This is a genomic window from Cedecea sp. P7760, from assembly GCF_013386425.1.
Taxonomy (GTDB): Bacteria; Pseudomonadota; Gammaproteobacteria; order Enterobacterales; family Enterobacteriaceae; genus Cedecea; species Cedecea selenatireducens.
Genome location: NZ_JACARU010000008.1, coordinates 140,165 through 160,074, shown reverse-complemented (window position 1 = coordinate 160,074; position 19,910 = coordinate 140,165). Strand labels below are relative to the sequence as shown.

General features: G+C 59.9%; 19 protein-coding genes. 13 read left to right on the top strand and 6 right to left on the bottom strand.

The window, feature by feature from the left end:
- Positions 1-10: 10 nt before the first annotated feature.
- Genes hypE through hypA form a run of 5 tightly spaced genes read right to left on the bottom strand, consistent with a single transcriptional unit; the run spans position 11 to position 3,608 of the window.
- A complete protein-coding gene (hypE, locus tag HX778_RS03580) occupies positions 11-1,021 on the bottom strand; it encodes a hydrogenase expression/formation protein HypE (RefSeq protein ID WP_038477360.1) in 1,011 nt (336 codons plus the stop codon).
- On the bottom strand, positions 1,018-2,139 hold the full coding sequence (gene hypD, locus HX778_RS03575) for a hydrogenase formation protein HypD (RefSeq protein WP_176981310.1): 1,122 nt from the start codon (positions 2,137-2,139) through the stop codon (positions 1,018-1,020). Before hypD ends, hypE begins: the two co-directional genes overlap by 4 nt.
- Complete coding sequence (locus HX778_RS03570) at positions 2,139-2,399, bottom strand: HypC/HybG/HupF family hydrogenase formation chaperone (RefSeq protein ID WP_038477365.1); 261 nt, start codon at positions 2,397-2,399, stop codon at positions 2,139-2,141. The genes hypD and HX778_RS03570 overlap by 1 nt, the downstream gene beginning before the upstream one ends.
- Positions 2,390-3,253, bottom strand: a complete 864-nt coding sequence (gene hypB / locus HX778_RS03565; RefSeq protein ID WP_176981309.1) for a hydrogenase nickel incorporation protein HypB — start codon at positions 3,251-3,253, stop codon at positions 2,390-2,392. Before hypB ends, HX778_RS03570 begins: the two co-directional genes overlap by 10 nt.
- On the bottom strand, positions 3,246-3,608 hold the full coding sequence (gene hypA, locus HX778_RS03560; RefSeq protein ID WP_038477370.1) for a hydrogenase maturation nickel metallochaperone HypA: 363 nt from the start codon (positions 3,606-3,608) through the stop codon (positions 3,246-3,248). The genes hypB and hypA overlap by 8 nt, the downstream gene beginning before the upstream one ends.
- Before the next feature lie 413 nt (positions 3,609-4,021).
- On the opposite strand from hypA, the gene hycA reads away from it, so the two are divergent.
- From hycA to HX778_RS03495, 13 genes are all read left to right on the top strand, one after another.
- Positions 4,022-4,477, top strand: coding sequence for a formate hydrogenlyase regulator HycA (gene hycA / locus HX778_RS03555; RefSeq protein WP_176981308.1), 456 nt, complete (start codon positions 4,022-4,024; stop codon positions 4,475-4,477).
- Positions 4,478-4,565: 88 nt separating this feature from the next.
- The gene (locus HX778_RS03550; protein WP_038477376.1) at positions 4,566-5,171 is read left to right on the top strand and encodes a 4Fe-4S dicluster domain-containing protein; all 606 of its coding nucleotides are present in this window, start codon (positions 4,566-4,568) and stop codon (positions 5,169-5,171) included.
- Entirely contained in the window at positions 5,168-6,976 is a 1,809-nt protein-coding gene (gene hycC, locus HX778_RS03545) for a formate hydrogenlyase subunit 3 (RefSeq protein WP_176981307.1), read from the top strand. The genes HX778_RS03550 and hycC overlap by 4 nt, the downstream gene beginning before the upstream one ends.
- A gap of 9 nt (positions 6,977-6,985) precedes the next feature.
- The gene (locus HX778_RS03540; protein WP_176981306.1) at positions 6,986-7,912 is read left to right on the top strand and encodes a respiratory chain complex I subunit 1 family protein; all 927 of its coding nucleotides are present in this window, start codon (positions 6,986-6,988) and stop codon (positions 7,910-7,912) included.
- A gap of 17 nt (positions 7,913-7,929) precedes the next feature.
- The gene (locus tag HX778_RS03535; protein WP_038477385.1) at positions 7,930-9,639 is read left to right on the top strand and encodes an NADH-quinone oxidoreductase subunit C; all 1,710 of its coding nucleotides are present in this window, start codon (positions 7,930-7,932) and stop codon (positions 9,637-9,639) included.
- Positions 9,640-9,788: 149 nt separating this feature from the next.
- Positions 9,789-10,331: a formate hydrogenlyase complex iron-sulfur subunit gene (locus HX778_RS03530; protein ID WP_038477388.1), complete on the top strand. Its 543-nt coding sequence runs from the start codon at positions 9,789-9,791 to the stop codon at positions 10,329-10,331.
- Positions 10,331-11,095 (top strand): NADH-quinone oxidoreductase subunit B family protein, encoded by a 765-nt coding sequence (locus tag HX778_RS03525; RefSeq protein ID WP_038477391.1) that lies wholly within the window; start codon positions 10,331-10,333, stop codon positions 11,093-11,095. Before HX778_RS03530 ends, HX778_RS03525 begins: the two co-directional genes overlap by 1 nt.
- Positions 11,095-11,505: a formate hydrogenlyase maturation HycH family protein gene (locus HX778_RS03520; RefSeq protein ID WP_176981305.1), complete on the top strand. Its 411-nt coding sequence runs from the start codon at positions 11,095-11,097 to the stop codon at positions 11,503-11,505. The genes HX778_RS03525 and HX778_RS03520 overlap by 1 nt, the downstream gene beginning before the upstream one ends.
- The gene (gene hycI, locus HX778_RS03515; protein WP_038477397.1) at positions 11,498-11,977 is read left to right on the top strand and encodes a hydrogenase maturation peptidase HycI; all 480 of its coding nucleotides are present in this window, start codon (positions 11,498-11,500) and stop codon (positions 11,975-11,977) included. The genes HX778_RS03520 and hycI overlap by 8 nt, the downstream gene beginning before the upstream one ends.
- Before the next feature lie 145 nt (positions 11,978-12,122).
- Positions 12,123-12,668 (top strand): electron transport protein HydN, encoded by a 546-nt coding sequence (hydN, locus tag HX778_RS03510; RefSeq protein ID WP_008457677.1) that lies wholly within the window; start codon positions 12,123-12,125, stop codon positions 12,666-12,668.
- Between the two features lie 37 nt (positions 12,669-12,705).
- Positions 12,706-14,856 (top strand): formate dehydrogenase subunit alpha, encoded by a 2,151-nt coding sequence (gene fdhF, locus HX778_RS03505; protein ID WP_176981304.1) that lies wholly within the window; start codon positions 12,706-12,708, stop codon positions 14,854-14,856.
- Positions 14,857-14,993: 137 nt separating this feature from the next.
- Positions 14,994-17,252 carry a carbamoyltransferase HypF gene (gene hypF, locus HX778_RS03500; protein WP_176981303.1) on the top strand — a complete coding sequence of 753 codons (2,259 nt, stop codon included), beginning with the start codon at positions 14,994-14,996 and terminating at the stop codon, positions 17,250-17,252.
- A complete protein-coding gene (locus HX778_RS03495; RefSeq protein ID WP_176981302.1) occupies positions 17,230-18,252 on the top strand; it encodes a HoxN/HupN/NixA family nickel/cobalt transporter in 1,023 nt (340 codons plus the stop codon). Before hypF ends, HX778_RS03495 begins: the two co-directional genes overlap by 23 nt.
- 39 nt (positions 18,253-18,291) lie before the next feature.
- On the opposite strand, the gene avtA is transcribed toward HX778_RS03495, so the two are convergent.
- Positions 18,292-19,545, bottom strand: coding sequence for a valine--pyruvate transaminase (gene avtA / locus HX778_RS03490; RefSeq protein WP_038477409.1), 1,254 nt, complete (start codon positions 19,543-19,545; stop codon positions 18,292-18,294).
- Positions 19,546-19,910: the final 365 nt, after the last annotated feature.

The window sequence follows — 19,910 nt, the reverse complement described above, 5'->3', positions numbered from 1 at the left end:
CTGGCGCAGGTCAACAAATGCGCGGTAAGGGTTCAAAGTGCGGCAGGTCGAGGGTGCGTTTTACGCCGTAAAGCCCCGTCACGCGCACGCCTTTACGCTCCACGACCTCACCTACGATCGTGGCCTGTTTGCCGCAGGGATGCTGCTGCAAAGCGTGTAGAACCGCAGCGGCAGACTCGGGGGAAGCGGCGATAACCAGCTTGCCTTCATTAGCAAAATTTAACGCATCCAGCCCAAGCAGCTCGCAAACTCCGCGCACCGCCGGGTTCAGCGGCAGTTGGTTTTCGCTGATTTCCATGCCGCAGCCGCTGGCGTCTGCAAACTCATGCAGAACGGCGTTTACGCCGCCGCGCGTGGCGTCCCGCAAGGCTTTTACTCCGGGAATATGAAGCAGTGGGGCAATCATTCGCGCCAGCACCGCGCAGTCGCTCTGTAGATCGCCGTCCAGGCCAAGCTTCTCGCGCAAATTAAGGATGGTTGCGCCGTGATCGCCGAGCGTGCCGCTGACGATAAGCAAATCTCCGGCTGTAATCTGAGCCGCGCCCCAGTTAATGCCAGCAGGAATAGCGCCGATCCCGGCAGTGTTGATAAAAAGTTTGTCCGCCGCGCCGCGAGGCACCACTTTGGTGTCACCGGTCACGATGGCGATATTTGCTGCACGGGCGGCCTTTGCCATGCTGGTGACCACGCGCTCCAGCGTTTCAAACGGCAAGCCTTCTTCGAGAATAAATCCGCACGACAGCCAGCGAGGCGTAGCGCCGCTCACCGCGACGTCGTTCGCCGTACCGCACACGGCCAGCTTGCCGATGTCGCCGCCGGGGAAAAACAGCGGGTCAATAACGTAGCTGTCGGTGGAAAATGCCAGCCGGTCGCCGCCGGCGGTAAGCTCTGCCAGCGAAAGCCGGGCCTGATCTTCCTGCTCTGCGAGCCAGGGGTTATCGAAGGCCTGCATAAACAGGCTGGCGATCAGCTGCTGCATCGCCTGGCCGCCGCTGCCGTGGGCCAGCTCAACGGTTTTCATACTTCACACTCCTGAGAACGGTACTGATACCACGCCGCGCAGGCTCCTTCGGAGGAGACCATCAGCGCGCCAAAGGCGTTTTGTGGGTTGCAGCCGCTGCCGAACAGCGGGCATTGCTGCGGCTTGCAGCGCCCTGTAAGGACGTCGCCGCAGCGGGCGTTTGGGTCGTCGTAAACACGCTGAGGTTTGGGCTGAAAATGGTCCTCGGCGTCAAACTGACGGTACGCTTCGGTGAGCTGGACGCCGGAATCACTGATAACCCCCAGGCCGCGCCATTCGGCTTCGCCGCGTACGGTAAACACTTCGCTTATCGCTTTTTGCGCAAGCCTGTTGCCTTCTTCCGGCACTACGCGGCGGTACTGGTTTTCCACCAGGCTGTGCTGCTGGATTTTTTGTTCAACCAGCATCAGCACGCCCTGCAGCAGGTCGAGCGGCTCAAAACCGGCGACGACCAGCGGCCGCTGGTGCTCAGAGGCGATAAAGTCATAGGCTTCGGTGCCAATCACCATGCTGACGTGCCCCGGCGCGAGAAAAGCGCCGATGCCGTTATCGGGCTGGGAAAGCAGGCTACGCAGCGTCGGGATCAGCGTGATGTGCTGGCAGAAGAAATAGAAGTTATCGATGCCCTGCGACTTTGCCTGCTGCAGGGTAATCGCCGTGGCGGGCATGGTCGTTTCAAAGCCGAGGCCGAAGAACACCACTTTGCGCTCCGGGTTCTGGCGCGCCAGAGTCAGCGCGTCCATTGGTGAGTAAATCACCCTGACGTCCGCGCCACGCGACTTCGCCTGCATCAGCGAACCGTTTTTTCCCGGCACGCGCATCGCATCGCCAAAGGTGCAGAAAATCACCTCCGGATGGCTGGCTATCTCAATGCAGCTGTCGATTCTCCCCATCGGCAGCACGCAAACCGGGCAGCCTGGGCCGTGGATAAACTCGATGTTTTCCGGCAGCAGCTGGTCGAGGCCGAATTTAAAAATAGCGTGGGTATGGCCGCCGCAAACCTCCATGATGCGCAACGGGCGGGCTGCCGTGTAGTCCAGCAGCGGGGCGCGTACTTTTAGCGTCTCAATCAGCTGCATCACGCGTTCCGGATCTCGGTATTCGTCGACATAGCGCATCAGCGATGCTCCTCGCCGTAGAGCAGGGCGCCGACGTCCGGCTCCACCTCGAACATGTTTTGCAGGGCATCGAGCGTGTCGCGCGCTTCGGCTTCATCAATGATGCTCATGGCAAACCCGACGTGGACCAGCACCCATTGCCCCACGGCGGCGTCGCCGACCAGGGTTAAATTCACGTCGCGCTGTACGCCGCAGACGTCCACTTTTGCGCTACCGTCGGCCAGCCGCTCGACTATCTGGCCGGGAATGCCTATGCACATCGTTCCGCCTCCAGCCAGCTAAGCCACTCGTCCATTCCTTCGCCGCTGGTCGCAGAAACCAGAATAATTTTGATGTCCGGATTGACCTCGCGGGCAAAGGCCAGGCATTTGTTGACGTCGAACTGCAGGTACGGCAGCAGATCTATTTTGTTCAGCAGCATCAATGACGCGGCGGCGAACATATGCGGGTATTTGAGCGGCTTGTCTTCCCCTTCCGTGACCGACAGCACCGCGACCTTGTGGCGTTCGCCTAAATCAAAGCTCGCCGGGCACACCAGGTTGCCGACGTTTTCAATAAACAGCACGCCGTCCTGCTCAAGCGGCAGGCGCAGCATGGCATCGCGGATCATTTGGGCATCAAGGTGGCAGCCTTTACCGGTATTCACCTGAATGGCCGGCGTCCCGGTTTCGCGGATGCGCGCCGCGTCGTTCACCGTTTGCTGATCGCCTTCGATAACCGCGCACGGCACTTTAGTATTCAGACGTTTTAGCGTTTCGGTGAGCAGGGTAGTTTTGCCTGAGCCGGGGCTGGACACCAGGTTCAGCACCAGCTGATTCTGGCTGGCAAAGCGTTCGCGGTTATGGGCGGCGAGCTGGTTGTTTTTATCCAGCACGTTCAGCTCAATCTCCAGCATTTTGCGCTGCGTCATGCCCGGCGCGTGGGTGCCCGCCGCGCCGTGGCCGTAATGCAGGTCGCCCTGCTCGTCGGCCGTCGGGGCGAACTTGACGCCGGTTATCTGCTGCAGCGGGCGTGCCGCCGGGGCAAACGGGGCGCTGCGAAAGCCTGAGTGAGGATTACGCTCGTCCCCTTCAATATACAGGTTGCCTTCACCGCAACCGCAAGTGCTACACATGAGCTATCTCCTGATCGATTTCCAGACGCTTAATCTGCATGCCGTCATCCGCCACGATGCGCAGGTTGCTGCCGTTACAGTTGGGGCAGCACTTCACGCGCTGGGTCAGCAACGTGACGAACTGCTGGCAGTCATGGCACCAGCATTCGGCTTCCTGCTGGTGGACATGAAGCTCGCAGCCTTCCGCCAGCGTGCCGCGGCAGACCAGATCAAAGCAAAACTCCAGGGCGCTGGTTTCCACGCACGAGAAGGCGCCGACTTCCAGCCAGACGCCGGTGACGCGGCGGGCGTTGTTCTGGCGGGCATGGCTTTCGATAAGTTCGACTGCGCGCTGGCAAAGGGTGATTTCGTGCATGGGGCCTCCGGGGTTAACTGGGGCTGGTAATGCAAAGACGGTGCCAGGCCTTTTTTTTGCCCCTCACCCCGGCCCTCTCCCCGAAGGGGCGAGGGGGAATTCTTTAAAGGAAAGGGAATGATTTATCCCCTCACCCTTGCAGGGAGAGGGTTCTCCAGTCCTGCTTTTTATCCCCTCACCCTTGCAGGGAGAGGGTTCTCCAGCCCTGCTTTTTATCCCCTCTCCCTCCCAGGGAGAGGGTTAGGGTGAGGGTAAAAAAATCCCGACACGAAAAGTCAAAGATGACGAAATGACACGTCACCCGTCATTTTTCCGCCAACCATTTAACGAAAAAGCATTTAAATACAATGAATTAAAAACATGGCACGAAATGTGCCTTACGGAGGGACAAGCATTAACAGAGTGAACAAAACATGAACATTTGGGAACTGAGCGAGAAAGCCGAGTATATCGCCGACAAGCACCAACGCCTGCTTTCGCAGTGGCATCACTACGGCAACACCCTGATTCAGGGGATCACCTTATCGAAAGCGAAGCTGCATCACGCCGTGGGCTGCAACCCGGACGAAAGCCTGCGCTTCTTCTTGTTTGACCACTTCGTCATTCAAATCAACCTCGCCGAAGGCTTTAACAGCCACACCATCGAGTACGGCATCGAACTGCGTGACGGCAGCGATAAAGTGCTGATTGCAAAGGCGACTATCGACGATGACGGGCTGATTGATAACGCCATCAGCAACCGCGACCGCGAGAAAGTGCTCGACCACTACCTGGAGCTTATCCGCCCGGTGTACGACAGCCTTTATCTGGCCGTGCAGCAAAACACCCCACTGTCCATGACGCTGCTTCAGCAGTCCGCCGTGGCATGAAGAGATTTGGGGTGTCGAGAACTGTCGAACCGGCAGCTTTTCGGCATGTTTTCGTCAAAAATGACGATCGTCACCTGAGGAAGAGCTGGTGAACCGTTTTGTAATCGCTGACTCAAAATTGTGTATGGGCTGCCATACCTGCGAAGCGGCCTGCGCCGAGACGCACCGTCTGCACGGCCTGCAGTCCCTGCCGCGCCTGAAAGTCATGCGCAACCTGAATGAATCTGCGCCGCAGATGTGCCACCACTGCGAAGACGCGCCCTGCGCCGGGGTTTGCCCGGTTAACGCTATTACCCGCGTGGACGGGGCCGTACAGCTGAATGAAAGCCTGTGCGTAAGCTGCAAACTTTGCGGTATTGCCTGCCCGTTCGGCGCCATTGAATTCTCCGGCAGCCGCCCGCTGCATATTCCCGCCAACGTTAACAGCCCGAAAGCGCCGCCTGCACCTCCGGCCCCGGCTCGCGTTAGCCCACTGCTCGACTGGGTGCCCGGCGTTCGCGCTATCGCGGTCAAATGTGACCTGTGCAGCTTCGATGAAAGCGGCCCGGCCTGCGTTCGCACCTGCCCGACCAAGGCGCTGCGCCTTATCGACAACAAAGACATCGCCCAGGCCAGCAAACGTAAGCGTGAGCTGACGCTTGGTGCGTCGCTCGGCGACCTGACCCTGTTTACCCAGCCAGAGGCGAGAAAATGAATGCTTTTCTACTGATTCACTGGGCGCTTTTGGGGTTTGTCGTTAGCGCCGTGTTAGCCGGAGTTCTGGCATTTTCTAAGCCGATTAGCGGATTTTTCGCCGGCGTTGGCGGCGCAATCAGCTCCGTGCTTTTGCTGGTCGCGGGCGCTCAGGCGCTGCTGGGCTTTAACGGCGACGCGCAAATCTGGCACTGGCACCTTCAGCTTAACGCCTTTAACGGCGTCTGGCTGGTCACCGTGGCGCTCAGCGGCCTGTTCATCTCCCTGTTTAACTGCGCGTGGCATCGCCATCCTGAAATAAAAGCCAACGGCCTGCTGATTAATTTAATCCTGGCGGCTAGCGTGGCGGCGCTGGTGGCCGACAACTTCGTCACCCTGGTGGCGATGGCGGAAATCATCTCTCTGGCAGGCTACTTCCTGACCGGCTGCCAGAAGTCCGGGCAGCTGTGGTTTGCGCTGGGCCGCCTCGGCACCGCGCTGCTGGTCATCGCCTGCTGGCTGATGTGGCAGCGCTACGGCACCCTGGGCTACGGTGAATTGCGTCATCTTGTCGCCGGTGCGCCGCTGCCTACGCCGGTGCTGATCCTCGCGCTGTTCGGTTTTGGGCTGCTGGCCGGGATTATTCCGCTGCACGGCTGGGTGCCGCAGGCGCATGCGAATGCCTCTGCTCCGGCAGCCGCGCTGTTCTCCGCCGTGGTGTTGAAGATTGGCCTGTACGGCATCATGTGCTTCTCGCTTATCAGCAACGTTTTGCCGCTGTGGTGGGGTGTGCTGGTGGTGGTGGTCGGCATGATTACGGCGTTTATCGGCGGGCTTTACGCGCTGATGGAGCACAACATCAACCGCCTGCTGGCTTATCACTCCCTTGAAAACATCGGCATTATTTTGCTGGGCCTGGGCTGCGGCCTGATCGGTATCGCGCTGAATGAGCCGGTGCTGGTGGCGCTGGGCATGACCGGCGGCCTTTATCACCTGTTCAACCACAGCCTGTTTAAAACCACGCTGTTCCTCGGCGCTGGCGCGGTTTGGTTCCGTACCGGACACCGTGACATCGAGAAACTGGGCGGGATCGGTAAACGCATGCCGGTTATCTCGCTGGCGATGCTGGTCGGGCTGATGGCGATGGCCGCGTTACCGCCGCTGAACGGCTTTGCCGGGGAATGGGTTATCTATCAGTCATTCTTCCGTCTCGGCAGCCTGCCGCTGTTTGTCGGCCGCTTTATCGGCCCGCTGCTGGCCGTTGGGCTGGCGATTACCGGCGCGCTGGCGGTGATGTGCATGGCGAAAGTTTATGGCGTCACTTTCCTGGGCGCGCCGCGTACCAAAGAAGCAGAAAACGCGAGCTCTGCGCCGTGGCTGATGAACGTGAGCGTAGCGTTGCTGGCCGCGTGCTGCGTTGTGGCCGGTGTGGCTTCGCCGTGGCTGCTGCCTTTGCTTCAGCACGCCGTTCCGCTGCCGCTGCAAACGGCGCATACCGCTGTTTCTCAGCCAATGATGACGCTGCTGCTGGTCGCCTCTCCGCTGCTGCCGTTTATTTTGACGATCGTTTTCCGTGGCGAGCGCCTGCCAAACCGCTCTCGCGGCTCGGCATGGGTCTGCGGCTACGACCATGAACAGGCGATGGTGATCACCGCGACGGGCTTTGCCCAGCCGGTAAAAGCGGCGTTCGCGCCTTTGCTTAAGCTGCGCCACACCCTGAACCCTGGGAAATGGATGCCCGGCTGGCAGTGCGAGTGCCTGTCCGGCACGTTCCGCCGCCTCGCGATGGTTGAGCTGGCGGTCTTACTGGTGGCGATGGTTGCCTGAGGAACTGATATGACTACGTTTTTATTTGCCCTGATCCAGGCGCTGGCGCTGTTTTTTGCCGCGCCGCTGCTGTCCGGCATTACCCGCGTGACGCGAGCCCGCCTGCATAACCGCCGTGGCCCCGGCGTGCTGCAGGAATACCGGGATCTGTTCAAGCTGCTGGGTCGCCAGAGCGTGGCGCCCGCCGCGGCCGGCTGGGTTTTCCGCCTCATGCCGTTCGTGATGGTTGGCGTGATGCTGACCATCGCCACCGCGCTGCCGGTGGTGACGATTGCCTCGCCGCTGCCGTCATTAGGTGACCTGATCACCTTAATTTACCTGTTCGCCATCGCCCGCTTCTTCTTCGCCATCGCCGGGTTAGACACCGGCAGCCCGTTCACCGGGATTGGCGCGAGCCGCGAAGCGATGCTCGGCGTGCTGGTCGAGCCGATTCTGCTGCTTAGCCTGTGGGTGGCCGCTCAGGTTGCGGGCAGCACGCACATCAGCAATATCGCCGGGGCTATTCACGCCTGGCCGGTGGCGCAAAGCCTGACGCTGGGGCTGGCCTTCGTCGCCTGCGCTTTCGCGACCTTCATTGAAATGGGCAAGCTGCCGTTTGACCTTGCCGAAGCCGAACAGGAGCTGCAGGAAGGGCCACTGTCTGAATACAGCGGCGCGGGTTTTGCGGTGCTGAAGTGGGGTATTTCCCTCAAGCAGCTGGTTGTTCTGCAAATGTTTGTCGGCGTGTTCCTGCCGTGGGGGCAAATGAGCGCCTTTAGCTGGGGTGGACTTGTTCTCGCCGTAGCGCTGGCCATCGTCAAGCTGGTGGTGGGCGTACTGATTATCGCGCTGTTTGAAAACAGCATGGCGCGCCTGCGGATGCTGGAAACCTCGCGCATTACCTGGGCCGGTTTTGGCTTTGCCTTTTTAGCCTTCGTCTCCTTGCTGGCGGCGTGATTTAAGAGAATTTATCGATGTCTGAAGAAAAAATTGGTCAACAGTATCTCGCCGCGCTGCATCAGCAATTCCCGAATGCCGTGCTCGACGAAGCCTGGCAGACGAAAGATCAAATCACCGTCACCGTGAAGCTCAACATGCTGCCGGACGTGGTGGAATGGCTTTACTACCAGCAGGGTGGCTGGCTTTCGGTGCTGTTTGGGAACGATGAACGCCAGCTGTGCGGCAGCTATGCGGTGTATTACGTGCTGTCGATGGAAAGCGGCGTGAAGTGCTGGATCACCGTGCGTGTGGAAGTAGACGCCGACAAACCGGAGTTCCCGTCCGTCACGCCTCGTGTGCCTGCCGCCGTTTGGGGCGAGCGCGAAGTCCGCGATATGTACGGCCTGCAGCCGGTTGGCCTGCCCGATGAACGCCGCCTGGTGCTGCCGGACGACTGGCCTGACGATCTCTATCCGCTGCGTAAAGACAGCATGGATTACCGCCAGCGCCCGGCGCCGACCACCGACAAAGAGACCTACGAGTTCATTAACGAACTGGGCACGAAAAAGAACAACGTGGTGCCGATTGGCCCGCTGCACGTCACTTCTGACGAACCGGGCCACTTCCGCCTGTTCGTCGATGGCGAAAACATTATCGACGCCGATTATCGCCTGTTCTACGTCCACCGCGGCATGGAGAAGCTGGCGGAAACCCGCATGGGCTACAACGAAGTCACCTTCCTGTCCGACCGCGTGTGCGGCATTTGCGGCTTCGCCCACAGCACCGCCTATACCACCTCGGTCGAAAACGCGATGGGGATTGTGGTCCCGGAGCGCGCGCAGATGATTCGCGCCATCCTGCTGGAGGTTGAGCGCCTGCACAGCCACCTGCTGAACCTCGGCCTGGCCTGTCACTTCGTGGGCTTCGACTCCGGCTTTATGCAGTTCTTCCGGGTGCGCGAAATGTCGATGAAGATGGCGGAGATCCTGACCGGGGCGCGTAAAACCTACGGCCTGAACCTGATCGGCGGCATCCGCCGCGACCTGCTGAAAGACGACATGATCCAGACCCGCCAGCTCGCCCAGCAGATGCGTCGGGAAGTGAAAGATCTGGTGGATATTCTGCTGAGCACGCCGAACATCGAGCAGCGCACCGTGGGCATTGGCCGCCTTGACCCGCAAATCGCCCGTGACTTCAGCAACGTCGGCCCAATGGTGCGCGCCAGCGGCCACGCCCGAGATACCCGCGCCGACCACCCGTTTGTGGGCTACGGCCTGCTGCCGATGGAAGTCCATAGCCTCGACGGCTGCGACGTGCTTTCCCGCCTGAAAGTACGCATCAACGAAGTCTTCACCGCGCTGAACATGATTGATTTTGGGCTGGATAACCTGCCGGGTGGCCCGCTCGCCGTGGATGGTTTTACCTACATTCCAAACCGCTTTGCGCTTGGCTTCTCGGAAGCGCCGCGCGGGGACGATATCCACTGGAGCATGACCGGCGACAACCAGAAGCTTTACCGCTGGCGCTGCCGGGCGGCGACCTACGCCAACTGGCCAACGCTGCGCTACATGCTGCGCGGCAACACGGTGTCAGATGCCCCGCTGATTATCGGCAGCCTTGACCCTTGCTACTCCTGCACCGACCGCATGACGGTGGTGGACGTGCGCAAGAAGAAAAGCCAGGTGGTGCCGTACAAAGAGCTGGAGCGCTACAGCATTGAGCGCACCAATTCGCCGCTGAAATAATTTTGATGTCTGGTCGGTGACTGACCCTCACCCCGGCCCTCTCCCTGGAAGGGAGAGGGGGAAAACCTGCTTCGATCTGTCCCCTCTCCCCTCAGGGGAGAGGGTTAGGGTGAGGGGTTGTTCTAAGACCAGGCAAACAAGGAAAACGCATGTTTAACTTCATCAAAAAAGCCATCAAGGGCGGCGTGGCAACCGAGTCTTATCCGCTCCAGCCCATTGCCGTGGACCCGAATTTTCGCGGCAAGCCCGAGCACAACCCGCAGCAGTGCATCGGCTGTGCCGCCTGCGTTAACGCCTGCCCGTCCAATGCGCTGAGCGTTGAGACCGATCTTGCCGCCGGGCAACTGCAGTGGAGCTTTAACCTCGGGCGCTGCATCTTCTGCGGGCGCTGCGAAGAGGTTTGCCCGACTGCCGCCATCAAGCTTTCGCAGCAGTACGAGCTGGCGGTATGGAATAAAGCCGACTTCCTGCAGCAGGCCAGCTTCCCGCTGTGCAACTGCCGCGAGTGTGGCCGCCCGTTCGCCGTGCAAAAAGAGATCGACTACGCCATTGCGCTGCTTGAGCACAACGGCGATTCCCGCGCGGAAAGCCGCCGTGGGGCGTTTGAAACCTGCCCGGACTGCAAGCGCCAGCAAAGCCTGGTGTCGTCCGACCGGATCGACTTTAGCCGTCAGATGAGAGAGGCCAGCTAATGAGTAACCTACTGGGGCCGCGCGACCACAACGGCATTCCGGTGCCGATGACGGTGGACGAATCTATCGCCAGCATGAAGGCGTCGCTGCTGAAAAACATCAAACGCTCCGCCTACGTTTACCGCGTGGACTGCGGCGGCTGTAACGGTTGTGAAATCGAGATTTTCGCTACTCTTTCGCCGCTGTTCGATGCAGAACGCTTTGGTATTAAAGTTGTTCCGTCACCGCGCCATGCCGATATTTTGCTGTTTACCGGCGCGGTAACCCGCGCGATGCGCTCTCCGGCGCTGCGTGCCTGGGAATCGGCACCCGATCCTAAAATCTGCATCTCGTACGGTGCCTGCGGCAACAGCGGCGGGATTTTCCACGATCTTTACTGCGTGTGGGGCGGCACTGACAAAATCGTGCCGGTCGACGTTTACATCCCTGGCTGCCCGCCAACCCCTGCCGCCACGCTGTACGGCTTCGCGATGGCGCTTGGCCTGCTGGAGCAGAAAATCCACGCCCGCCCGGCAAGCGAGCTGGACGTAGAACCGGCAAAAATCCTGCATCCGGATATGGTGCAGCCGCTGCGCGTGCGCATTGACCGCGCCGCTCGTCGCCTGGCCGGTTACCGCTATGGTCGCCAGATTGCCGACAGCTACATGACTAACCTGACGGCCGGAGGCGATGCTGTTCAGCAATGGCTGAGCGCGGAAAACGACCCACGCCTGACGGAAATCGTCACTAATCTTGAGCATCTGGTTCATCAGGAGCGCGCGTAATGAGCGAGTCGGTGGTGTTCTGTCAGCTCAGCCGCAAGTTTGTCGACGAGAACGACAACACCCCGGCTGACGCCCAGCAGGTGGTCTATTACAGCCTGGCTATTGGCCACCATTTGGGGGTGATCGACTGCCTGAAAGAGAGCCTGGTTTGCCCGCTTGAAGCTTATCAGGCGTGGATAGCTACGCTTGAGGCCGACGGCGAGGCCCGGCGCAAAATGAACGGCGTGCCGCGCTACGGTGAAATCGTTATCGACCAGAACCACGTGGTGATGCTGGCCCGCGCGTTGGATGCCGCTAAGCCGACGCAAACGGCTGAACAGCAGGGCTGGAGCCAGGCGCTGCTCGACATGCTGCAGGCCATTCAACAAGAACCCGCCATCTACCTGATGGTAAGGAGACGCTATGACTAAGGTACTGCTTTGCGTAGGCAACAGCATGATGGGTGACGACGGCGCTGGCCCGCTGCTGGCCGAGAAGTGTCAGGCTTCTCCGCAGGGCGACTGGGTGGTGATTGACGGCGGCAGCGCGCCGGAAAACGACGTGGTTGCTATTCGCGAACTGCACCCGGAACTGCTGCTGATTGTCGATGCCACCGACATGATGCTCAATCCCGGCGAGATCCGCGTCATCGACCCGGACGACATCGCCGAGATGTTTATGATGACCACCCACAACATGCCGCTTAATTATCTGGTCGATCAGCTTCAAGAGGATGTCGGCGAAGTGGTGTTCCTCGGCATTCAGCCGGATATCGTCGGTTTTTACTATCCGATGACGGAGGCGGTGAAAGCGGCAGTGGAGCAGGTTTACCAGCGGCTGGCGACGTGGTCCGGTTACGGTGGGTATGCCCAGCTGACGGCGGAAGAAACAGAAGGTCTGTAAGTCACTAATGACATCGTCATTAGTGTCGATGTCATCTACTTTTATTGATCCTTTCAATTCAATGCATTGAAATTATTGGTTTTTAATTTCTGGCACGGTTTGTGAATAAGCCCCTGCGATAACACACTTATTGCAGGAGTTTATGATGAACCGCTTCATCATTGCCGATTCGAGCAAATGCATCGGCTGTCGCACTTGTGAGGTGGCCTGCGTCGTCTCCCACCAGGAGAACCAGGACTGCTCGGCGCTGACCCCACAAACTTTCTTGCCGCGCATTCACGTCATCAAAGGCGTGAACGTATCTACGGCCACCATGTGCCGCCAGTGCGAGGACGCGCCCTGCGCGAACGTCTGCCCTAACGGCGCCATCAGCCGGGACCAGGGCTTTGTGCACGTGATGCAGGAACGCTGCATCGGCTGCAAAACCTGCGTCGTCGCCTGCCCTTATGGCGCGATGGAGGTCGTCGTGCGGCCGGTGATTCGCAACAGCGGTGCCGGGCTGAACGTGATGGCGGAAAAAGCCGAGGCCAACAAATGTGACCTTTGCTACCACCGCGAGGCTGGCCCGGCCTGTCTGGAAGCCTGCCCGACCAACGCCATTCTGTGCGTTGACCGCAACCGGCTGGAACAAATGAGCGCGGAAAAACGTCGCCGTGCTGCGTTAGATGCCCCTGCGGCCCTGACCTTCTAATCCCTATGCATTTCAACTTTTAACAGGTCTGTTACTGATGAAAAAAATTACCAGCGTCTGCCCTTACTGTGGCGCAGGCTGCAAACTGAAACTGGTCGTCGAGAACAACAAAATCATTCGCGCCGAAGCGGCCGAGGGCGTGACTAACCAAAACGAACTCTGCCTGAAAGGCTACTACGGCTGGGATTTTCTTAACGACACCAAGCTGCTGACCCCTCGTCTGACGCAGCCAATGATCCGCTACGAGAAGGGCGGCAAGCTGCAGCCTGTCAGCTGGGAAGAGGTGATTAGCTATACCGCTGCGCGCCTGAAGGCGATCAAAGAGCAGTTTGGCCCACGCGCCATTATGACCACCGGTTCCTCGCGCGGAACGGGGAACGAAACCAACTTCGTGATGCAGAAATTTGCCCGCGCGGTGCTGAACACTAACAACGTCGACTGCTGCGCCCGCGTGTGCCATGGCCCTTCCGTTGCCGGGCTGCAGGCGACGCTGGGTAACGGGGCGATGAGCAACTCCATCGGCGATATCGAAAACTCCAAATGCCTGCTGGTGGTGGGCTACAACTGCGCCGACTCGCATCCTATCGTGGCGCGCCGGGTAATTAAGGCCAAAAGCAACGGCGCCAAAATTATCGTCTGCGATCCGCGCCGTATTGAAACCGCCCGCATTGCCGACCAGCATCTGCAAATCAAAAACGGCTGCAACATGGCGCTGGTAAACGCCTTTGGCTACGTGCTGCTGGAAGAGCAGCTGTACGACAAAGAGTACGTCGCCAAATATGCCGAAGGGCTGGATGCCTACCGCGAAACCGTGAAGGGGTATGCGCCAGAGGACGTCGAGCACCTGACCGGCATTCCCGCGCAGCAGGTTCGCCAGGCGATGCGCACCTTCGCCGCGGCGCCTTCTGCCACCATCATGTGGGGCATGGGCGTGACCCAGTTTGGCCAGGCTGTAGACGTGGTTAAAGGACTGTCCAGCCTGGCGCTGCTCACCGGTAATCTGGGCCGCGAAAACGTCGGCGTTGGTCCGGTACGCGGACAGAACAACGTGCAGGGCGCCTGCGATATGGGCGTGCTGCCTAACCAGTTCCCCGGCTACCAGGATGTGGTCGATCCCGAGGTTCGCGCGAAGTTTGCCAAAGCCTGGGGCATCGACCCGGCGGTGATGGATGACAAAGTTGGCGTGCGCATTACCGAAGTGCCGCACCTGGCGATAGAGGGCAAGGTTAAAGCCTATTACATCATGGGCGAGGATCCGCTCCAGACCGAAGCGGACCTGGGCCTGGTGCGCAAAGGGTTTGAGGCGCTCGACTTCGTGGTGGTGCAGGACATCTTCATGACTAAAACGGCCGAAGTGGCGGACGTGCTGCTGCCGGCGACCTCCTGGGGCGAGCACGGCGGCGTCTTTACCTGCGCCGACCGGGGCTTCCAGCGTTTTGAAAAAGCGATTGAGCCGAAGTACAACGTGAAGCGCGACTGGGAAATCATCAGCCTGCTTTCGACGGCGATGGGCTATCCGATGCGCTACGAAAACAACCAGCAAATCTGGGATGAGCTGCGCGAACTGTGCCCGCTGTTTTACGGCGTAACCTACGAAAAAATGGGCGATATGGGGCACGTGCAGTGGCCCTGCCCGACGCTCGATCATCCCGGCACGCCGTATCTCTACAAGGGGAGCAAATTCGACACGCCGACAGGCAAAGGTCAGCTGTTTGCCGCCGCATGGCGCGCGCCAGCCGAAGTTCCCGACGACAGCTACCCGCTGGTGCTTTGCACCGTGCGTGAGGTCGGGCATTACTCCTGCCGCTCGATGACCGGCAACTGTGCCGCGCTGCAAACTCTCGCCGACGAGCCCGGCTTTGTGCAAATCAACCCGCTGGATGCGGATGCGTTAGGTATTAAAGACCGGCAGCTGGTTTGGGTAAGTTCGCGTCGCGGCAAGGTTATCAGCCGAGCCGACGTGAGCGAGCGCATTAACAAAGGCTCCGTCTACATGACCTATCAGTGGTGGATTGGCGCCTGTAACGAACTGACGCAGGATAATCTCGACCCGATCTCCAAAACGCCGGAAACCAAGTATTGCGCGGTGAAGGTTAGCGCGATTGAGGATCAGGCCTGGGCCGAGAACTACGCGCAAACGACCTACAACAGCATGAAGGCGCGGCTGCGCGAGGCGGTGGAAGCGTGATTTTTACCCTCACCCCGGCCCTCTCCCTGGAAGGGATAGGGGGAAGATCTGAGTCTGATGTCTCTCCTCGTTCAGAAATGGGAGAAGCTGTGGTTGAACTCGATCTGTCCCCTCGCCCCTATGGGGAGAGGGTTAGGGTGAGGGGCACCGTACTCCGCATTCGCGGCAAAGTGCAGGGCGTTGGCTTTCGCCCGTTTGTCTGGCAAATCGCACAGCGCCTTAAGCTGGTGGGCGACGTCTGCAACGACGGCGAAGGTGTTGTGGTTCGCCTGGAGGCCAGCCCGGAAGCGTTTCTGGGCGAGCTTTACGCACATTGCCCGCCGCTGGCTCGCATCGACAGCGTGGTGCAGCAGCCCATGACCTGGGACGTTTTGCCTGCGGACTTTAGCATTCGCCACAGCGGCAGCGGCGCGATGGACACCCAAATCGTGCCGGATGCCGCCACCTGCCCCGAATGCCTGCGCGAGCTGAACGATCCCGCCGACCGCAGATACCGCTACCCGTTTATCAATTGCACCCACTGTGGGCCGCGCTTCACCATCATCCGCGCGATGCCTTATGACCGTCCGTCCACGGTGATGGCGGCGTTTCCGCTCTGTAAGGCTTGCGATGAGGAATATCGCAACCCGATGGACAGGCGTTTTCACGCTCAGCCGGTAGCCTGCCCGGACTGCGGGCCGCAGATTTTCTGGCAGCAGGGAGAGCAACGACTCGAGGGCGAGCTGGCGCTTGCGCAGGCCGTTGCCGCGCTGCACGAGGGCAAAATCGTTGCGGTGAAAGGCCTCGGCGGTTTTCATCTTGCCGTGGATGCCCGTAACGATGCCGCCGTTGAACGCCTCCGGGCGCGTAAGCAGCGGCCTGCCAAACCGCTGGCGGTGATGATTGCCACGACCGAAGGGCTGCCCGAGCAGGCCGTGGCGCTGCTTTCAACTCCCGCTGCGCCGGTAGTGCTGGTGGCAAGCAACTGCCTGCATGGGCTGAGCGCTGCCGTGGCGCCGGGGCGGAATGAAATCGGCGTGATGTTGCCCGCCAATCCCCTCCAGCACCTGCTGGCGCAGGACTTCGGCGGCCCGCTGGTGATGACCTCCGGAAACCTGAACGGCAGACCGCCAGCTGTTGATAATGCCCAGGCTCTTCAGGATCTTGAGGCTATTGCCGACGGCTTTCTGCTGCATAACCGCGACATTCTTCAGCGCATGGACGACTCCGTTGTGCGCCCCAGCGGCGAAATGCTGCGTCGTGCACGGGGCTTTGTGCCCGATGCACTGCCTTTGCCTGCGGGCTTTAAAGACCTGCCGCCGATTCTGGCGCTGGGCGGCGATCTTAAAAATACCTTCTGCCTGGTTCGCGGCGGGCAGGCGGTGCTCAGCCAGCACCTTGGCGATCTGGCTCAGGAAGGCGTGGAGGCTCAATGGCAGCGTTCGCTGGCGCTGATGAGCGAGATCTACGGCTTTACAGCTGAACATGTCGCGCTCGACGCTCATCCCGGCTACTGCAGCTCGCAGCTGGGGCGTGAAATGGCGCTGCCGGTCAGCGAAGTGCTGCATCACCACGCTCACGCGGCGGCCTGCCTGGCTGAACACGGCTGGCCGCTGAACGGCGGCAAGGTGATTGCTCTCGCGCTGGACGGTATTGGTTATGGCGAGGACGGCAGGCTTTGGGGCGGGGAATGCCTGCTGGTGAATTACCGCCGCTGCGTACACCTTGGCGGACTGCCTGCCGTGGCTCTACCGGGTGGCGATTTGGCGGCCGTGCAGCCGTGGCGCAACCTGCTGGCGCAGTGCGAGGCGTTTGTGCCCGGCTGGCAGCGCTTTCCCGAAACGGAAGCTGTCAGGGCGCAGAACTGGCAGCCGCTGGCTAGAGCCGTGGCACGCGGGGTTAACGCTCCGTTGGCCTCTTCTTGCGGACGTCTGTTTGATGCGGTTGCCGCCGCGCTTAACTGTGCCCCCCACCAGCAAAGCTACGAAGGCGAAGCCGCCTGCCGCCTTGAGGCGCTGGCGCTGGAGGCGGGCCCCTGTTTGCATCCGGTCACGCTGCCGTTGGTGAACGGTCATCTCGATCTCGCGGCGTTCTGGCGGCAGTGGTTTGGCTGGCCGGGCGAGGACGGCGCGCGGGCCTGGGCCTTCCACGATGCGCTGGCGAAAGGCCTTGCTGAGCTGGTTCGCCATCATGCGTTGCTGACCGGCGTAACCACCGTGGCCTGTTGTGGCGGCGTGCTGCACAACCGTCTGCTGCGCGAGCGTCTCGCGTTCTACCTCTCCGATTTTAAAACTCTCTTCCCGATGCGGCTTCCGGCCGGCGACGGGGCGCTTTCCCTGGGGCAGGCAGTGGTTGCCGCTGCCCGCTATTTGAATCACCACAAGGATAAAAAAGATGTTAATGCGTGTTCTTCGTGACAATCCACGAGCCGGCCTGCTGCTGGCGGTTTTAGTGGCGGCTAACTTTGCCGCATGGGCCTGGGCGCTGGTGGCGTTTAACCACAGCTCGGCGCTGATGGCGGCCAGCCTGCTGGCCTGGTGTTATGGCCTGCGTCACGCGGTGGATGCCGACCATATTGCCGCGATTGATAACGTGACCCGCAAGATGATGCAGCAGGGAAAACGCCCGTTTGGCGTGGGGGCCTGGTTCTCGCTGGGCCACTCCAGCATTGTGATTCTGGCTTCTGTCGCTATTGCGGCCACGGCGGCGGCCTTCCAGCAAAGAATGGACTGGTTTCACGACGTTGGCGGCGTGATCGGCACCGCTGTTTCAGCCTGCTTCCTGCTGGCGATGGCGCTGGTGAACCTCGTTATTTTACGCGGCGTGTGGCGTAACTTCCGCCAGCTTAAACGCGGCGAGCCGCTGGCGGCAGATGCGACGGAAATGACCGGCGGCGGCATGATGAGCTGGCTGTTTAACTCCGTTTTCCGCCTGATCGGCAAAAGCTGGCACATGTATCTGGTCGGTTTCCTGTTCGGCCTGGGCTTTGATACCGCCACCGAAATCGGCGTGCTGGGCATTTCTGCCGCCAGCGCGTCCAGCGGGATGTCTATCTGGTCGATTCTGGTGTTCCCGGCGCTGTTTGCCAGCGGCATGGCGCTGATCGATACCCTCGACAACGTGATTATGGTTGGCGCTTACGGCTGGGCCTTCAACAAGCCGCAGCGCAAGCTTTACTACAATATGACGATTACCGGCACTTCTGTGGTGGTGGCGTTGTTTATCGGCGGCCTCGAGGCGCTGGGCCTGCTGGCGGACAAGTTCGGGCTTGAGGACGGTATCTGGTCGTGGGTTGGCGCGCTCAACGATAACCTCGGCAACGCAGGATTTGTCGTCGTCGGGCTGTTTATCGCCTGCTGGGGAATTTCGATGCTGAACTACCGCTGGAAAGGGTACGACGCTTTAGTGGTGAGATAAAAAAACGGGGCCTTGAGCCCCGTTTTCTATTGCTGCTCGTTACCCGGCTTCCGCCCAGGCTCGCTCAATCTCTTCGGCCAGGATTTTCACCCCCGCCTCAATTTTTTCTGGCTCCGGCACATAGTTCATGCGCATGCACTGGTGAGTGTGCGGCCACGGCTTATCCAGGCCTGGGAAGAAGTAATCGCCCGGCACCATCAGCACGCCGCGCTTTTTCAGGCGCTGGTACAGCAGTTCGGTGGTGATAGGCAGGTCTTTAAACCACAGCCACAGGAAGATAGCGCCTTCCGGTTTGTGAATCAGGCAGCGCTCCGGCGACAGGTAGCGGCGAATAACGGCGATAGTTTCATGCACGCGCTGGTAGTAGAACGGCTTGATAACCGTCTCGGACAGGCGCAGCAGATCGTTACGCTTAATCATTTCGCAGGCCATAGCCGGGCCAATCCCGCCCGGCGCCAGGCTGATAATACCGTTCATGTTGCCGATCGCGGAGATGATTTTCTCGTTCGCGATAATGATTCCGCAGCGGCTTCCCGGCAGGCCGAGCTTGGACAGGCTCATGCACAGGATGATGTTCGGGTTCCACAGCGGGCGGGCTTCGCTAAAGATAATGCCGGGGAACGGTACGCCGTAAGCGTTATCGATAACCAGCGGAATACCGTGCTGGTTGGCCAGCGCGTCCAGCTTCATCAGCTCTTCATCGGTTATCACGTTGCCGGTCGGGTTAGTCGGGCGTGATACGCAAATCATGCCGGTATCTTCGCCGATATGCAGATGTTCGAAGTCAACGTGGTACTTAAACTGGCCTTCTGGCAGCAGTTCGATGTTCGGGCGAGTGGAGACAAACAGATCTTCTTCAAGCCCGGCATCCGCGTAGCCGATGTACTCCGGCGCCAGCGGGAAAAGCACCTTTTTGGTGCGGCCATCCGCATGACGTCCGGCGAAAAGGTTAAACAAGTAGAAAAACGCGCTCTGACTGCCGTTTGTTAGTGCAATATTCTGTGGTTCGATGTCCCAACCCAGTTCATCGCGCAGCATTCCGGCAAGCAATTTTAGCAGTTCACTTTTCCCCTGCGGACCGTCGTAGTTGCATAGCGTGTCGGTCAGTTTGCCGCTGGCCAGCATCTCGGAAAGCAGCTGCTGGAAGTAGTCGTTCATCGCCGGGATTTGCGCAGGGTTACCGCCGCCAAGCATGATGGCGCCGGGCGTGCGCAGGCCGTCGTTGAGATCCTCCATCAGGCGGGTAATGCCTGCATGGCGGGTAAATTTGTCGCCGAAAAGTGAAAACGTCATAACGTGGGTCTGCTGAATGCTTTTGAAAAGAGGCTAACCATAGCGCTACAAATAACGCCGTGCAAACCCGGTAAGCCTGGCCACTGTTGGCGAATATGCTGTGGGATTTGTGCTGTGCAGCAGGATATGTTGAATGGCGGCGGCATCATTGATGCTGGCTCATATGATATTTTCTATGGGAAAACGGATGAAGTTCCGTTCACCTTGAGATCTGCTTCCCCTGCACTTTCAGCGCACGGTGAACGTGTCCGGGGGATAACGCCATCCCCCGAACAGCCCCGGCGCCCGGCGAGCTCATCGCCGCTAAAGCGGTAAACCCACCGGCTATCACCCAAACATTCGGGGGCGTTCCCGACGATCGCTCT

Coding starts and splice junctions, on each gene's coding strand:
- hypE (WP_038477360.1), bottom strand. CDS start 1,021: ATGAAAACCGTTGAGCTGGCCCACGGCAGCGGCGGCCAGGCGATGCAG.
- hypD (WP_176981310.1), bottom strand. CDS start 2,139: ATGCGCTATGTCGACGAATACCGAGATCCGGAACGCGTGATGCAGCTG.
- HX778_RS03570 (WP_038477365.1), bottom strand. CDS start 2,399: ATGTGCATAGGCATTCCCGGCCAGATAGTCGAGCGGCTGGCCGACGGT.
- hypB (WP_176981309.1), bottom strand. CDS start 3,253: ATGTGTAGCACTTGCGGTTGCGGTGAAGGCAACCTGTATATTGAAGGG.
- hypA (WP_038477370.1), bottom strand. CDS start 3,608: ATGCACGAAATCACCCTTTGCCAGCGCGCAGTCGAACTTATCGAAAGC.
- hycA (WP_176981308.1), top strand. CDS start 4,022: ATGAACATTTGGGAACTGAGCGAGAAAGCCGAGTATATCGCCGACAAG.
- hycC (WP_176981307.1), top strand. CDS start 5,168: ATGAATGCTTTTCTACTGATTCACTGGGCGCTTTTGGGGTTTGTCGTT.
- HX778_RS03540 (WP_176981306.1), top strand. CDS start 6,986: ATGACTACGTTTTTATTTGCCCTGATCCAGGCGCTGGCGCTGTTTTTT.
- HX778_RS03535 (WP_038477385.1), top strand. CDS start 7,930: ATGTCTGAAGAAAAAATTGGTCAACAGTATCTCGCCGCGCTGCATCAG.
- HX778_RS03530 (WP_038477388.1), top strand. CDS start 9,789: ATGTTTAACTTCATCAAAAAAGCCATCAAGGGCGGCGTGGCAACCGAG.
- HX778_RS03525 (WP_038477391.1), top strand. CDS start 10,331: ATGAGTAACCTACTGGGGCCGCGCGACCACAACGGCATTCCGGTGCCG.
- HX778_RS03520 (WP_176981305.1), top strand. CDS start 11,095: ATGAGCGAGTCGGTGGTGTTCTGTCAGCTCAGCCGCAAGTTTGTCGAC.
- hycI (WP_038477397.1), top strand. CDS start 11,498: ATGACTAAGGTACTGCTTTGCGTAGGCAACAGCATGATGGGTGACGAC.
- hydN (WP_008457677.1), top strand. CDS start 12,123: ATGAACCGCTTCATCATTGCCGATTCGAGCAAATGCATCGGCTGTCGC.
- fdhF (WP_176981304.1), top strand. CDS start 12,706: ATGAAAAAAATTACCAGCGTCTGCCCTTACTGTGGCGCAGGCTGCAAA.
- HX778_RS03495 (WP_176981302.1), top strand. CDS start 17,230: ATGTTAATGCGTGTTCTTCGTGACAATCCACGAGCCGGCCTGCTGCTG.
- avtA (WP_038477409.1), bottom strand. CDS start 19,545: ATGACGTTTTCACTTTTCGGCGACAAATTTACCCGCCATGCAGGCATT.